Source organism: Streptomyces virginiae (genome assembly GCF_041432505.1).
GTDB lineage: Bacteria > Actinomycetota > Actinomycetes > Streptomycetales > Streptomycetaceae > Streptomyces > Streptomyces virginiae_A.
Genome location: NZ_CP107871.1, coordinates 1,366,773 through 1,381,775, shown reverse-complemented (window position 1 = coordinate 1,381,775; position 15,003 = coordinate 1,366,773). Strand labels below are relative to the sequence as shown.

The window sequence follows — 15,003 nt, the reverse complement described above, 5'->3', positions numbered from 1 at the left end:
ACCACGCCGGGCGGTGCGGCCGATGACCACCACCGTCACCCCCGCCACGCCGGACTCCACGACCACGGCCACGACCACGACAGCCCCCACGCCCCCCACCGACACCGGACCCGGAGTGCTGCGTACGCTCACGCGCCACCGCGGCCGGCTGATCGTCGCCTGCGCGGCCGTCGCGCTCGTCCTCGGCTGGGCGCTCCTGGGCGCCGGGAACTGGCCGGCCTCGCTCTCCGTCGACCTGTCCGGACCGCTCGAACGCACCAGCGACTGGATCATCGACAACCGCGACGGCCACCCGCTCTTCCTCTACTTCCTCGGACACGTCAGCAACGTCGTCGTCATCTCCGTCCGCGCCGTGTACCTGGTGCTCCTCGCTCTCGGCTGGGCCGGCGTCACCGCCGCCGCCGCACTGCTGGCCTGGCGCGTCGCCGGCGTCCGGCTCGCGCTGACCTCCGTCGCCGCCTTCGTCGTGTGCGGACTGCTCGGCATGTGGGTGCCCACCATGCAGACCCTCGCCCTGATGGTGGTCGCCGTCGCCGCGTCCGTGCTGCTCGGAGGCCTCCTCGGGCTGGCCGCCGGCCTGTCCGACCGGATGCACCGGATCCTGCGGCCCGTCCTGGACACCATGCAGGTGCTGCCGGCCTTCGCGTACCTCCTGCCCGTCGTCCTGGTCTTCGGCATCGGCGTGCCCGCCGCCGTCCTCGCGACCGTCGTCTACGCGGCCCCGCCCATGGCCCGTCTGACCGCGCTCGGGCTCCGCGACGCGGACGCCGGGGTCGTGGAGGCCTCCACCTCCCTCGGCGCCACCGGCCGGCAGCGGCTGCTGACCGCCCGACTGCCGCTGGCCCGCAAGGAACTCCTGCTCGGCGTCAACCAGTCGATCATGATGGCGCTCGGCATGGCCGTGATCGCGTCCGTCATCGGCGCGGGCGGCCTCGGCGACCGCGTCTACCAGGCGCTGGCCTCCGTCGACGTCGGCGCCGCACTCGCCGCCGGCGTACCGATCGTGCTGCTCGCCGTCGTCCTGGACCGCGTCACCGCCGCGGCCGGACAGCGGATCGGCGAAGCCCCGGCCGACCGGTCCCGACTCCGCTGGGCCCTGGCCGCCCTCGTCACCGCCGTCGTCGCCGTCGGAGCCCGCCTCCTCGACCGGCTCTCCTGGCCCGACGCGTGGACGGTGGACATCGCCGAGCCCGTCAACGCGGCCGTGGACTGGATGACCGCCCACCTCTACTCCGGCGTGCCCCTCGTCGGCGGCACCGCGGACTGGGCCGGGCACTTCACCACATGGGTCCTGAACCCCCTGCGCGACGGACTGCAGTGGCTGCCCTGGTGGGCGGTCTTGCTGACCGTCGGCGCCCTCGCCCTGCTCATCGGCACCTGGCGCACCGCCGCGACGGCCGTCCTCGCGATGGCCGCGATCGGTGTCCTCGGTGTCTGGGACCCGGCGCTCGACACACTGTCCCAGGTCCTCGCCGCCGTCACCGTGACCCTGCTGCTCGGCTTCGCCCTCGGCGTCGCCGCCGCCCGCAGCACCCGCCTGGGGCGCGCGCTGCGTCCGGTGCTCGACGTCTTCCAGACGATGCCGCAGTTCGTGTACCTGATCCCCGTCGTCGCCCTGTTCGGTGTGGGCCGCGCCCCGGCCGCCGCGGCCGCCGTGGTCTACGCACTGCCCGCGGTCGTGCGCATCACGGCCCAGGGCGTGCGTGCGGTGGACCCGGCGGCGCTGGAGTCCGCCCGCTCGATGGGCGCGACCGGTCGACAGCAACTGCTCCAGGTCCAGCTCCCGTTGGCCCGCCCCGCCCTGCTGCTGGCCGTCAACCAAGGCGTGGTGCTGGTCCTCGCCGTGGTCGTCATCGGCGGCCTCGTGGGCGGCGGCGCGCTCGGCTACGACGCGGTCTTCGGCCTCGCCCAGGGCGACCTGGCGACCGGCCTGGTCGCCGGCGCGGCGATCGTCTGCCTCGGCCTGATGCTCGACCGCGTCACCCAGCCCACCGTGCGCCGCGACCTCACCGGAAAGGGGGCCTGACATGGCTCGCACCACACGCTCCGCCGTCCTCGCGGCAGCAGCCGCCGTCTCCGTCGCCCTGACGGCCCTCACGGGCTGCGGCGCCGCCGACATGACCCGCCAGGCCTCCCCGTACGCCGACGCGAAGGGCTCCCGCACGGTGACGCTGTCCGTGCAGTCGTGGGTCGGCGCCCAGGCCAATGTCGCCGTCGCCCAGTACCTGCTGGAGCACGAGCTCGGCTACCGGGTGGACACGGTCCAGATCGACGAGGTCCCCGCCTGGGACGCCCTCAGCCAGGGCCGGGTGGACGCCATCCTGGAGGACTGGGGCCACCCGGAGCAGGAGAAGCGGTACATCGACGAGAAGGCGACGATCGAGCGGGGCGGCGACCTCGGGGTGACCGGCCACATCGGCTGGTTCGTGCCGACGTACTTCGCCGAGCAGCACCCGGACGTCACCGACTGGAAGAACCTGAACAAGTACGCCGACCAGCTCCGTACCGCGGAGAGCGGCGGCAAGGGCCAGTTGCTGGACGGCTCCCCGTCCTACGTGACGAACGACAAGGCCCTCGTGAAGAACCTGGACCTCGACTACCAGGTCGTCTTCGCGGGCTCCGAGGCGGCGCAGATCACGCAGATCAAGCAGTTCGCCAAGGAGAAGAAGCCGTTCCTGAGCTACTGGTACAAGCCCCAGTGGCTGTTCGAGCGGGTCCCGATGACGGAGGTGAAGCTCCCCGCCTACGAGGAGGGTTGCGACACCGACCCCCAGAAGGTCGCCTGCGCGTACCCTCACACGCCGCTGCAGAAGTTCCTCAACGCCCGCTTCGCGGCGGGCGGCGGTGACGCCGCGGCCTTCCTGAAGAAGTTCCGGTGGACGACCGAGATGCAGAACGACGTCGCCCTGATGATCGCCGAGGAGAAGCTGTCGCCCCAGGAAGCGGCGGCCCGCTGGGCGAAGAAGAACGAGGCCACCTGGCGGGAGTGGCTCCCGTCCTGACGCGACGGCCCGGAGGGCGCCCCCTCCCTCCGGGCCGCGGGGCCCTGTTCGCCCCGCGTGCGCGCGTACGGTCCAGCCGGTAGCGTCGAGAGCGAGCGTTGCGCCCGAACCGCTGCCGCCCGGACCGCCGGGGCAGCCGCCGCTGTCGGCAGAGGAACGAGATCACGGTCCGCCTGGCCGCATTCGGTCCCGCACCGATCAACACCACCGCGGCACCCTCCGCCCGGTCGACCGCACGGTGCGACAGCCCCTCTCCGGCACGTTCGACGCGAAGACGGGCCGAATCGGGCGAAGGACGGGACCCGACGGGACCGCGTGGACGGCCTCGCACCCGAACCGTTCACGATCATCCCGAAGTGACCAGGAGGGCAGATGGCACTCCACCCCGCGCCCCGTCGGCGCCGCACCGAACGCCGGCTCCTGGCCACGTCGGCCGGACTCGTGACCGGTCTCCTCGTCACCGGCCTGCTCACCGCCCCCGCTCAGGCACGGCCCCGGACCGACGGCAGCCCGAGCCCCGACGCGCCGATCGGCACGGTCGCCCGGACGGTGGGTGACGCCCGCTTCGCACCGGGCCCCTGCCCGAAGACGCCGGAACCGATCGAGGCCCTCGACGACGCCCGCTGCGGAACGCTCACCGTGCCCGAGAACCGCGCCGAGGCGAACGGCCGGACGATACGACTCGGAGTCGCGATCGTGCCCGCCGCGACCGACGACCCGAAACCCGACCCCATCGTGTGGCTCGCGGGCGGCCCCGGCGACGACGCCGTGGGCGAGGCGAAGATGGCGATCGACGGCGGCCTGAACCGCGACCGTGACGTCGTCCTCATGTCCCAGCGCGGCACCTACTCCGCCGAACCCAACCTCCTCTGCCCCAACATCGACGAGTTCAACGCACGCTCCGTCGGCCTCGTCTACGACGCCCCCTCCACCGAACGACTGCACGTCGAGGCGACCAAGGCCTGCCGCGACCGACTGGCCGCCCAGGGGATCGACCTCGGCGCCTACAACGACACCGAGAGCGCCGCCGACTACGAGGACCTGCGCAAGACCCTCGGCCTCGACCGGTGGAACCTGTACGGGATCTCCTACGGCACCCACCTGGCGCTGGCCTACATGCGCCTGCACCCCGAGGGGCTCCGCTCGGTGGGCATCGACGGCATCCTGCCGCCCTCCACGTCCGGGTCGGCGGCGACCTGGAGCAGCGCCCGGCAGGGCTTCGACGGCCTGTTCAAGGCCTGCGCCGAGCAGCCCGCGTGCAACAAGCGCTATCCGAACCTGTCGGCCACCTTCGACCGGCTCGTCCGCGAACTCGAAGCCCGTCCCGTCACCACCACCGTCACCCTCCCCGGCAGCGACAAGCCCGTGAAGGTCGTCCTGGACGGCGGAGCGCTGGTGAACTGGATGACCTCGGCCACCCACGTGGCGCCCCAGGTACCCGCCGCGCTCGACGAGCTGGCGCACGGCAAGCCGCAGCGCATCGCCCAGCAGTGGGCGGGCGGCAAGCTCAGCCCCCAGGCCATGGGAAGGGTCGCGCACGGTCTCGTCTACGGCGTCTTCTGCAGCGAGTGGACCCCGTACGAGACCGAGCAGGAGGCGCTCCGGGGCGGGCAGAAAGCCTTCCCGTCGTACCCCCGCTCGGTACAGGAGCAGGCTCCGCAGCTGACCTTCCTGCGGCCGGACTGCGACGCCTGGAACGTCCCGGCGGCGGCGCCCTCCATCCGGGACGTCACGCGCGGTGACATCCCGACCCTCGCCCTGTCCGGCGGGTTCGACTCCCAGACCGGGGCCGACAACGGACCGTACGTCGCCGAGACGCTGAGCAAGGCCAAGGTCGTCACGGTCCCGTTCGAGCCGCACGTCGTCTTCGCCACCTCCAAGTGCGCCCAGGAGATCGCCGTCTCCTTCTTCGACAACCCGGCCGCGCCGAAGACCGCGTGCCTGGACAGCCTCCGGGCACCCGAGTTCGAGATCGGTTCCTGAGCCCACCCGGCAGAGCCCCCCGTCCCGCCGGTCCACCACGGGTTCACCCCTGTGGAGGCACCCGGGAGCAGCGGCTAGGGTGAGGTGGGGACGCTGCGGAGAGCCAGGAGCCGTGATGCGCGGACACCGTCCCGAGCAGCCCGACAACGTGCAGGAACTTCTGGTCGCACTCGGACAGCTCGTCGATCAGGCCCTGGACCGGATCGAGTACCAGCGGGCCAGGGTCGAACTGGCCGAGGCTCTGCAACGCCACATGCTCCCACCCGGACTGCCCGAACTGCCCGGGCTGCGACTGGCCGCCAGGTACGCGCCCTCACGAGGCGGTCTGGAGGTCGGCGGCGACTGGTACGACGCCTTCGTCATGCACGACGGGTCACTGGGACTCACGGTCGGCGACGTACAGGGCCACGATGTGGAAGCCATCGCCTTCATGGGGCAGGTACGCACCAGCCTGCGCGCCCTCGCACAGACGACGAGCGACACCCAAGAGGTACTGGGCCGCGCCAACGACCTGCTGATCGCCATGGGGCGCGGCCTCTTCGCGACCTGCTGCTTCCTGCGCTTCGACCCGGTCAGCCGCGATCTGACGGTCTCCCGGGCCGGCCACGTGCCCATGGTCTGGGCGACGGCCAACGGCCGCCACGGCATCGCGCTCGACCGCGGCGGCCCCCCGCTGGGCGTCGTGCCCGGGGAGCGGTATCCGGTGACCCACCGGCGTCTGACCGAGGCAGGGGTGCTCGTCCTGCTCACCGACGGAGTGGTGGAGGGCCCGCACTACCCGATGGAGGCCGGTCTGGCCGAGGTGGAGAAGCTGGTGCGCGCGGGGTTCGACGCCGATCCCGACGTGCTGGCCTCCGCCGTCGTCAAGGTCGCCGACCTGACGGGACACCGCGACGACGCCGCGGTCCTCGTCGTCCGCTACGACGGCCCGCGGGAGCCGGACTGACCGACGGCGGTCGCCGGCCGCCGGCCCGTGGGGTCGCCGGCGCCGGGATCTGAGCGCAGACTGCTGTCGTGGGCAGCGCGGAGATGGGTCGTCTCGGGTCCACCGTGCTGCGCATCGCCGCCGTCGCCGCCGTCTACTACGGGGCGGCGCAGATCGGCCTCCTCCAGCAGTTGGTGCGCGACCAGGTCACCCCGCTGTGGCCGCCCACGGGCGTCGCCCTGGCCGCGCTGCTCGTGATGGGGTTGCGCGTCTGGCCGGGCATCGCACTCGGCGCGTTCCTGGTCAACGTGTCCCTCGGGCCGTCGCTGCTCTCCGTACTGGTCATCACCGCGGGCAACACGCTCGCTCCGGTCTGCGCCGCTCTGATGCTGCGCAGAGCCGGGTTCAGGAACGACCTGGACCGCCTGCGGGACGTCCTGGCACTGGTCTTCCTCGGCGCGCTCGCCGGGATGTCCATCAGTTCGACCATCGGCAGCGGTGTCCTGGTGCTCTCCGGAGCACTGGACGCGGGCGACTTCTGGCCGACGTGGTCGGTGTGGTGGACCGGTGACGCGATGGGAATCCTCGTCGTCACGCCGTTCCTGCTGGTGCTGCGCAAGGCCCGGTGGCCGGTGCGGGCCGGTATCGGCCGATGGTTCGAGGCGGTGGCGCTGGCCATCGGTACGGTCTTCGTCACGCTCCTGGCGACACGGACGCGCGACTCGAACCTGCTCTTCCTCGTCTCGCCGTTCTTGATCTGGGCGGCCTTCCGCTTCCGGCTGGCCGGGGCGGCGCCGTGCGCGCTCGCCGTGGTGACGCTGGCGATCCTGGCCGCCGACGGCGACCGAGGTCCGTTCGTCGGCGAGGACGTCGTCGCCAGCATGGTCACGCTCCAGGCGTTCAACGGCACGACCGCGCTGACGGCGCTCCTGATCGCGGCCGTCATCACCGAACGCGACAGGACGCACGAGGAGATCAAACAGCTCTGCGCGCGGCTCGCGGAGGTGGTGTCCCGGATGGAGCCGCGGCCCGACACGTACCGACACCCGCCGGAGGACCGTCCGCCGCCGTGACACCCCGGTGGGGCACCCGCGGCCGAATGCACGCCGCGGCCGAACGCACCCACCCCGCGGCCGAACGCACGGAAGGGCCGGCGCGGGTGTGCCCGCGCCGGTCCGTCCGTGCCGAAAGCTGCGTGATCAGCAGTCGCCGTCGTCCCAGCCTCCGCCCCAGTCGTCATCGTCGTCGTAGTAGCCGTGGCCGTGGCCGCCGTAACCGTGGTGGCCGCCGTACCCGTGGTCGCCGTCGCCCCAGCCGCCGCCGCTGACGTACGTGACCGAGTGCGTGGGGGCCGCTGCCGAGGCCGTACCTGCGGCTCCGAGGGCGGCGCCGCCTGCCATCAGGACACCGATGGCGGACACCGCGAAGAGTCGCTTCACTCTCAGTGCTTGCATGATTCCGAACCCTTCTTGTCGTTGACGTGCCACGCACTTCGGGACGCCGAAGGACGCCCTCCCGCGCAAAGGGGTGGAGCGCGGGTGCGTGACCGACCGCATGGCTGCGACGCGCGATTCCCCTGTCAACGCCGCCTGTTGGGGCGGCGGACCTCCGGGCCGACGCGCGATTCCTCAAGCAAGGTGCTTGGGCGCGCTCCTGCGGGCTGAGTGTTCCCCGCAGTTGCGGTCATCACTTAGTGACGCTAGTCCCATATACGCCGCTCGGCATCTCGGGACGAGGGATCCGGTCCACGATCGTGCTCGCGACCGGACGACCGTCGCCGACGCGCCGGACCGCGCCGGCCGCGCCGGTCGGCCGGCCGCGGCCGCAGGGGGAGGGCTGACGCGGCGCGGCCGGGCCCTCTCCCGAATCCTGCATTCGGGGCAAGCCGGGAGGGGCCGCAGCGTGCCTCGGCACGCTGCGTGTTCAGGTTAGGAGCACATCGATGCGCCATGCACGAGAAAGGGCCCGGTCAGCCCATCGGGTGACATCCGAGGCGCACGGATGACTCGAACCACCCTCTCCGCCAAGGTAGTTGTGTACGGAGCTTCAGAGGGCCAGGGGGAGGGCCGTCAGGCCGCGGGTGAGGCGGGTTCGGCGCCAGGCCAGGGATTCGGCGGGGACGGCCAGGCGGAGGTTCGGGAAGCGGGTCACCAGGGCGCGCAGGGCGATCTCCGCCTCGGCGCGGGCCAGGGGGGCGCCCGGGCAGCGGTGGATGCCGTGACCGAAGGAGAGGTGGCCGCCGGCGTCGCGGTCGAGGTCGAGGCGGTGCGGGTCGGGGAACACCGAGGGGTCGCGGTTCGCGGCTCCGGGGGCGATGAGCACCGGGAAGCCCGCCGGGATGTCGACCCCACCGACGCGCAGGTCCTGCGTGCTGTGGCGGAAGGTGGCCACGCTCACCGGGGAGTCGAAGCGGAGCAGCTCGTCCAGGGCGCCGGGGATCAGGTCCGGGTCCCGGCGCAGGCGGTCGAAGGCCTCCGGGTGGCGGAGCAGGGCCAGGACGGCGTTGCCGATGAAGTGCGTGGTGGTCTCGTGCCCGGCGACCAGGATGAGGGCGGCCAGGGAGACGATCTCGTCCCGGTCGAGGCCGCCCGCGTCGCAGTCGCGCAGGAGGGAAGGCAGCGGGCCGTCGCCGGGGGTGGCGCGGGCCGCGTCGACGAGCTGGGTGAGGTGGTCGCCGATCCGGTGCGACGCGGCGTCGACGCGGTCGGTGTCGGTCGCGTCGAAGAGGTCGTGGGACCAGCCGGCGAGCGTGGCACGGTCGGACTCCGGCACCCCCAGCAGCTCGCAGACCACGGTGACCGGCAGGGGTACCGCCAGGTCCGCCACCAGGTCGATCTCCGTGCCCGGTCGCCACGCGGCCACGAGGTCGTCGACGACCCGGGTGATGTACGGGCGCAGCTCCCGGACGCGTCCGGTGGTGAACAGGGGCGTCGCCACCCGCCGGTGGCGGGTGTGCGCGGGTGGGTCGCTCGCCAGCATGTTGCGGGAGATCGCCGGGTGCAGGTCGCGGTCCGAGGGCCGGTCGGCGAAGAAGCGGGCCGTGTCCTTGGACAGTCGGGGGTCGGTGAACGCCTCGCGGGCCTCGGCGTGACCGGTGATCAGATACGCCTGGTGCCCGCCGGAGCCGGTGGGGACGCGTCGCACCGGGCAGCCCTCGCGCAGCCGGTCGTACGTGGGATAGGGGTCGGTGAAGAACCGCGGATCGCGCAGGGGGTCCTGCCGGGGGGCGGTCACGAGGCCGCGCCCGCGGTTGCGGCCGCGTGCTCGCGGGCCGGGCGGCGCGGGTACGCGTCCGCCACGAGCAGCAGCCACGCGGTCTCCGCCGGCAGGTCGCCCTTGCGGGAGCGGGTACCGGCGGCGGGCGGGGCCTCTTCGCCGTCGAGGGGGAGCCCGGCGCGCTTCGCGGCGACGGCCGCCGCGATGACCGCCGCCTCCACCTCGGCGTCGCCCTCGGCAGTGTCGGCGGCGCCCCGACGGGCGACCTCCGCCGCGGCGGCGTCCCGTACCGCTGCCCGACGGTACGGGCGCAGGGCCAGCACGCCGTCGTTGATCTCGATGACCCGACGGTGCAGGTGGAAATCGAGGTCGTGGGTGTCGGCGCCGGTCTCGGCGTGACCCGGGTCGAGCACGACCTCGGGGACCGCGGCGGTGACCTCCCGCCACAGGGGTTCCAACGCGCGGAACGAGGTCCGTTCCCAGCGACGACGGCGCAGTCGGCTCAGCGGCCACAGCAGGGCGGGGAGGGTCAGTCCCACGGTGATGAGGAGGACGGCGACGGCGGGCGCGGTCACGCTGAACGTGCAGCGCACGGGGGTCAGCGGCGTCGAGCACCGGGCGTGGTCGGGCACGAGCCCCAGGCCGAGGCCGATGGAGACCAGGGCGAAAAGCTTGTACGCGGCGTAGACGAGCGCGAAACCACAGCCGACCGAGGTCGTGCGCAGGCCCCAGCGCTGACTGCGGCGGGTCGAGCGCCGCGACTGGGCCCAGGTCTGCAGCAGGAAGTCCTTGGCCGTGTACCCCAGGAAGGAGATGTGGACGAGCACGTAGCACGCGTACAACACCGGGCTACGGCCCGTGAGTTGTTCGGCGAGGAAGAAGGCCGTCATGCCGGCGACGGAGATCCCGAGGGCGATGACGCGCAGTCGGATCTGCCGATGGGCCCGCTCGCGCTCCAGGTTGAGCTGGAAGAGGAAGGCGAGGACCGAGGTGGCCGCCGTCAGGGTGAAGGTGTTGCTGAGGAGTCGGGCGACGTGGGGGACCACCGATTCGACCGCGCGCTCCACGGCGGGGGCGTAGGAGGCGAAGGCGAGGGCGAAGGAGGTCAGCAGCGTCGCCATCGCCCAGGTGCCCGTGGGGCGGTGTCCGCCGCGCCCGCGCACCCAGTAGGCGGCGAAGCACAGCAGCACGGCGGCCGTACCGGTGAAGAGAATGTTGATCATTTCGGGTGACGCTTCTTCTTCCTGTGCGGCTCGGCGAACAACGCGTCCCAGCTCTCGGAGCCACTGGCGGGCCGGCTGGAGGGGATCTCGCGTCCCCGGTACATGAGTTGGCGGATCACGCTGGCCATCACCTCGGCCTCGCGTTCGTCCTCGCCGGCGTAGCCGGTCCGGCCGGACATGCGCTGCACGAGGGTGGGGTCGAACCCGAGCGCGTGCAGGGTGTCGGTGTCCAGTTCCAGACTGCCGGGGTGGTCGCAGATGATGTGGCTGATCTCGTGGGCGAGGATGTGGTTCTGGTGGAGGGGGGAGGTGGCCTCCTCGTAGAACAACAGGTCGGCGTCCCGGGTCTCCAGGCGGATGCCGCACGGAGCGTCCATGGCGCCCAAGGTGCTCAGGGGGCGTAGCACGATGGGGCGTCCGCGTCGTTCGGCCACGGCGTCGCGGAGGTCACGGGTACTGAAGCGGTGTGGGAGTCCGAGCGCCTCGACGCGCGCCTCGCACGAGGCGCGCAGCTGCTCAAGGTCCATGTCCTCACTCTGGTGACGCCGGGCGGCCGGGGCGCACCTCGCCCTGGAAACCGGTACGCGCGCCCCCATGTTGGCATGTCCGCGACCCCACTGTGAGGGCGGGGTCCGGCCGTGGCGCGGGCGCGGTTCAGTCGTCCAGATCCAGGTCCTGCGCGGGTTCGTCGGTGGTGAGCCCTTCGAGTTTCCGGGCCTGTTCGATCACGGTGGACAGCATCTTCAGGCTGTCGACGCTCAGGCCGTTGGCGCGCAGGGCCACCTTGCGGACGTCCCGGTCGCGCATGGCGGCGAGGAGACCGATCTCCGCCTTGGTGCGTTCGGCCGCCGCGCTGTCGACGAAGTAGCCCGCCGGCACGCCGAAGAAGTCGGCCAGGGCCTTGATGGTGTGCCGCGTCGGGTTCCGCTTGGCGCCGGTGCGCAGCTGCTGGATGGCGCTCGCCGTCACCCCGCGTCCCTCGCCCGTCGCGTTCTCGCGGATTCCCTCGGCGACCTCCGCGTAGGTGTAGGGCCCCCGGGAAGGGGGGTGCACCTCGCGGAAGAGGTGGTCCAGGAGTTGGGCGAAGGTGGGCGCCCCGTCATCCTCCACGTGCACGACCTCCTTGGTGTGATGCCGAGTCCTTGCCCACCACAGTGTTGCTCGAAGCCCCTCGGGCCGGCTCCGGCACCACTTTGGTTGACGCCGGACTGACACTCTGGTGTACGTTACCAATGCCTCGCCGCCACTGAAGTGTCGAGGGGTCGGCGGCGCCGGCCGGGTCGGGGTCGAGCTTCACGGGGGTGGGCTCGGCGGAACGCCCGGAGGCGCGGCCCGCCGACGGGGGCGTGGGCGGACGCTTCCTCGGCCCGTTCCCGCGCACGGCGCGGTGGACGAGCGGCCCACCCGCCCCATCGATCGGCTGGCCGTGCTCAGACCACGGAGAGCAGGTCCACCACGAAGACGAGCGTGGAACCCGCCGGGATCAACGGCGAGGGGGACTGCTTGCCGTAGCCGAGGCGCGGGGGAATGACGATCTCGCGCCGACCGCCGACCTTCATCCCCCGGATTCCCCGGTCCCAGCCCTTGATGACCCGGCCGCCGCCCACGGCGAACTTGAACGGCTCGCCCCGGTCCCAGGAGGCGTCGAACTCCACTCCGGACTCGAAGGTGACCCCCACGTAGTGAACCCGGATCACCCTGCCCGGCTTCGCCTCGGCCCCGTCCCCGACGACGATGTCCCGAACGGCCAACTCCTGCGGAGCATCACCCTCCGGAACTTCGACCTCGGGCTTCGTCAGTTCACTCATCGCAGCCTCATCACTCTCCGCCGGTCCCTCGAACAGACCGGCCGGAGGCATGGTCATCCGCGCAGCGGACGCTCACGCCACCGAGAACACCGATCGACCGAAGTACATCAAACCCCGAACCGGTCCGCCGCGACGCCCGACGCACCCGCGGCCGTCAGCCTCCCGAGAGCAGGCGCTCGCGCTCGGCCGCCACGATCTCCCGGGCGAGCTCGGCATCCGTGATGTCGAACGCTTCCGGGGCACTGTCGGCGGTCGCGGAGACACGGGCGAACTCCGCGAAGAGCTCGTTCTTGCGAGCGAGGATCTCGACGAGGCGCTGGTCGACGCCCACTTCGGAGAGAAGACGGTGCACCTGCACCGACTCCAGCTGCCCCATCCGGTGGGAGCGCCCGATGGCTTGCCATTCGGTCGTCGGCTTGAGCTGAGGTTCGCAGATCACGACGACCGATGCCGCCTGGATGTTCAGGCCGACCCCGCCCGCCACGATCTGCGAGACGAGGGCGGCCCCATGAGAGGCTCGGGAGAACTCGTCGACCATGTTCTGTCGCATCGCGGCGGGTACGGCACCGGTCAGGGGGCCGAACACCTTCCCCGGGAGGTGCGCCGCCACCGCGTCGAGGACGTCACGGAAGTACGAGAAGACCAGCACCTTGCGCTCGTTCTCCTCCGCCTCCTGGACGATGTCGATGAGGCGTTGCATCTTCTCGGACCTGCTGCCGGCGCGTAGGGCGGCCTGGCGCATGGCCATGAAGTTGCCCTGCAGAACGGCCGCTCGGTAGTGCTGCTCGTCGGCGTCGGACATCGGCAGCCATTCGTCGATGTCCAGCCTCTCGGGGAGCTCGGTGAGGACGTCCTCCTGATTGCGCCGCAGGTACGCCGGTGCCACCTGCTTGCGGAACTGGCGAGGAGCTATTTCGGAGGCATTGATCGGGAGGTCCGGCCGGAGGTAGCCGATGAGATTACGGAATTCCTCGATCCGGTTCTCCAGTGGGGTGCCGGTGAGGAGGATCGCGCGCTCCGAGCGTCCGATCAGGGCTGTGGAGCGTCGGGTTCGCTTGGCGTCCGGGTTCTTGATGTAGTGCGCTTCGTCGAACACCAGGCACGCCGGTTCGGCACGGCGCGGAATCTGGCCTTCCAGCCACCCGAGGATGTCGTAGGTCGTCACCGCGACTCCACCGTTGCGGATCCAGGACTTCAGGGCGTCCTGGCGCGCCGGTCCGTGGAGGCGGTACGCGCCCAGAGTGGACTTGGCCCCGACTTCGCGCACCCAGTTGGTCACCACCGCGGCCGGGCACACGACCAGGAAGTGGGAGGATCCCTTGGCGCGCAGGTGGGTGAGCACGGCGAGTGATTCGACCGTCTTCCCGAGGCCCATCTCGTCGCCGATGACGACCTTCCGCTGCACGATGGCGAAGCGGGCGGCGAAGGACTGGTACCCGCGCAGGGACGCCTTCAGATGGGTGGTGTCGAGGGTGAGTTCCCTGATCGCCTCGACGATTTCGGCCGGCAGGTCACCCTGGGTCTTCTCCGCGTCGTCCGCCAGGAACCCGAGCTCCGCCAGCATCGCGTAGTAGTCGGCCGGCCGGGAGAGGAAGTCCTCCCAGGGATCATCAGCTGCCGTGCTGTTCCCACCGGTGAGCAGCGCACCGCGCGCTTCGACGGCCGCCAGCGCGGACCGCAGTGCGGCGACGCTGCGGGCCTCGGGAATCAGCACCACGTGGGAGGTCCGGGAATCGAGGCTCTTGAGAAGCGGACGAACCGAGTCGGCGGCCGCAAGGTCCGCCGTCGCGCCGCGGATCGAGCGTGCCGCGTCCCAGGCCCGCATCTTCGCGAGGAGGGTCGTGGTGTTCTGGTTCCGGTTCCTGATGTCGATACGGATCGGCATATCGTCCATCGTGGTCTGCCGGATGGTCTGCGCGGCACCGATCATCCGGTTGCCCGTCGTCTCACCGACCCCGGGGAGCGTCCGGATCCGTGCCTGCTGGTCGAGGACCTGCTGCACGTTTCGGATGCCGGCATCGATCAGCGCCGTGATGCGCAGCTGTCCGCTGGTCGCGTCCTTGAGCCGTTCGACAGGCATCTCGGCGACCAGCTTGCGCACCTCGACCTTTCGGACGGCATTGCCGGCGGAGCTGACCGCCGCTCTGAACTCGCTCTCGCGCTGCAGGGCTCGATCGATCGCGGTGATCGCGATCCTGGCGCCTTCCAGCTCGTGCCGCTCGAGGAGCTCGGCTCGTACGCCGAGGCGCTCGGCGAAGCCGACCCTCTCGTCCAGCACGGCCGAGGGCCCGACCGGCGGGGTCGTGCTCGCGTCCCACGTCGCCAGGGCCTCCAGCTCGGGTACGAGTCGGACGCCCGTGAACCTCTCGTGGAGGGACAGCAGGTAGGCCGCGGCTTGCTGTGCTTCTTCCTTGCGGCTCTTGCCCGAGAGGATCCGGCGGGCGCCGAACAGCGCGCGGACGCCCGTCAACGCCCGACCGGCCTCGTCGGACAATCCTCGGATGCCCTCCTGCGCGCCGGCTGTGAGCGCGGGAAGGGCCTCGCGGCGGGCCAGGGCGGTCAGCAGGTCGGTATCGGAAGGCGAGACCTGCAGGACGCGCCATGCGATGTCGGTCCTGGCCCCGAGCGAGGCCACTCGCCCGAGCAACCGCTGGGTGGCGTCTTCCGCCGCTGACTCGACGGGCTTTCGCCGCTCGACGATCCCGCCCGCGAGCTCGCGCCACCTGCTGACGTCGTCCACCACACCACGCAGGTGATGACGTGCTTCTCGCTCCATTGCCCCCGCCGACTCGCGCAACCTCTGGGAAGATTAGCGACCCCGGTCGACCAAGTCGACGGGATCAGTG

Annotated in this window: 12 protein-coding genes; 5 read left to right on the top strand and 7 right to left on the bottom strand. The window is 71.6% G+C overall.

Annotated elements, in window-relative coordinates; all coding sequences use genetic code 11:
- The first annotated feature begins 22 nt into the window (after window positions 1-22).
- From OG624_RS06505 to OG624_RS06485, 5 genes are all read left to right on the top strand, one after another.
- On the top strand, window positions 23-2,026 hold the full coding sequence (locus OG624_RS06505; RefSeq protein WP_033225495.1) for an ABC transporter permease subunit: 2,004 nt from the start codon (window positions 23-25) through the stop codon (window positions 2,024-2,026).
- Window position 2,027: 1 nt separating this feature from the next.
- Window positions 2,028-3,002, top strand: coding sequence for an ABC transporter substrate-binding protein (locus OG624_RS06500; protein WP_033225494.1), 975 nt, complete (start codon window positions 2,028-2,030; stop codon window positions 3,000-3,002).
- Window positions 3,003-3,374: 372 nt separating this feature from the next.
- The gene (locus OG624_RS06495; RefSeq protein WP_078909649.1) at window positions 3,375-4,985 is read left to right on the top strand and encodes an alpha/beta fold hydrolase; all 1,611 of its coding nucleotides are present in this window, start codon (window positions 3,375-3,377) and stop codon (window positions 4,983-4,985) included.
- Between the two features lie 115 nt (window positions 4,986-5,100).
- Window positions 5,101-5,931, top strand: a complete 831-nt coding sequence (locus tag OG624_RS06490) for a PP2C family protein-serine/threonine phosphatase (protein ID WP_033225493.1) — start codon at window positions 5,101-5,103, stop codon at window positions 5,929-5,931.
- Window positions 5,932-6,014: 83 nt separating this feature from the next.
- Window positions 6,015-6,983 carry an MASE1 domain-containing protein gene (locus tag OG624_RS06485; protein WP_051763829.1) on the top strand — a complete coding sequence of 323 codons (969 nt, stop codon included), beginning with the start codon at window positions 6,015-6,017 and terminating at the stop codon, window positions 6,981-6,983.
- 126 nt (window positions 6,984-7,109) lie between these two features.
- On the opposite strand, the gene OG624_RS06480 is transcribed toward OG624_RS06485, so the two are convergent.
- From OG624_RS06480 to OG624_RS06450, 7 genes are all read right to left on the bottom strand, one after another.
- Window positions 7,110-7,364, bottom strand: coding sequence for a hypothetical protein (locus tag OG624_RS06480; RefSeq protein WP_106971532.1), 255 nt, complete (start codon window positions 7,362-7,364; stop codon window positions 7,110-7,112).
- Between the two features lie 592 nt (window positions 7,365-7,956).
- Window positions 7,957-9,144, bottom strand: coding sequence for a cytochrome P450 family protein (locus OG624_RS06475; RefSeq protein WP_371639215.1), 1,188 nt, complete (start codon window positions 9,142-9,144; stop codon window positions 7,957-7,959).
- Window positions 9,141-10,349, bottom strand: a complete 1,209-nt coding sequence (locus OG624_RS06470) for an MAB_1171c family putative transporter (protein WP_371639214.1) — start codon at window positions 10,347-10,349, stop codon at window positions 9,141-9,143. Before OG624_RS06470 ends, OG624_RS06475 begins: the two co-directional genes overlap by 4 nt.
- Entirely contained in the window at window positions 10,346-10,876 is a 531-nt protein-coding gene (locus OG624_RS06465) for a regulator component (protein ID WP_033225490.1), read from the bottom strand. The genes OG624_RS06470 and OG624_RS06465 overlap by 4 nt, the downstream gene beginning before the upstream one ends.
- Before the next feature lie 127 nt (window positions 10,877-11,003).
- Window positions 11,004-11,459 (bottom strand): helix-turn-helix domain-containing protein, encoded by a 456-nt coding sequence (locus OG624_RS06460; protein WP_033225487.1) that lies wholly within the window; start codon window positions 11,457-11,459, stop codon window positions 11,004-11,006.
- Window positions 11,460-11,779: 320 nt separating this feature from the next.
- Window positions 11,780-12,157, bottom strand: coding sequence for an FKBP-type peptidyl-prolyl cis-trans isomerase (locus OG624_RS06455; RefSeq protein WP_033225486.1), 378 nt, complete (start codon window positions 12,155-12,157; stop codon window positions 11,780-11,782).
- Between the two features lie 154 nt (window positions 12,158-12,311).
- On the bottom strand, window positions 12,312-14,900 hold the full coding sequence (locus OG624_RS06450; protein WP_371639213.1) for a DEAD/DEAH box helicase: 2,589 nt from the start codon (window positions 14,898-14,900) through the stop codon (window positions 12,312-12,314).
- Window positions 14,901-15,003 lie beyond the last annotated feature (103 nt).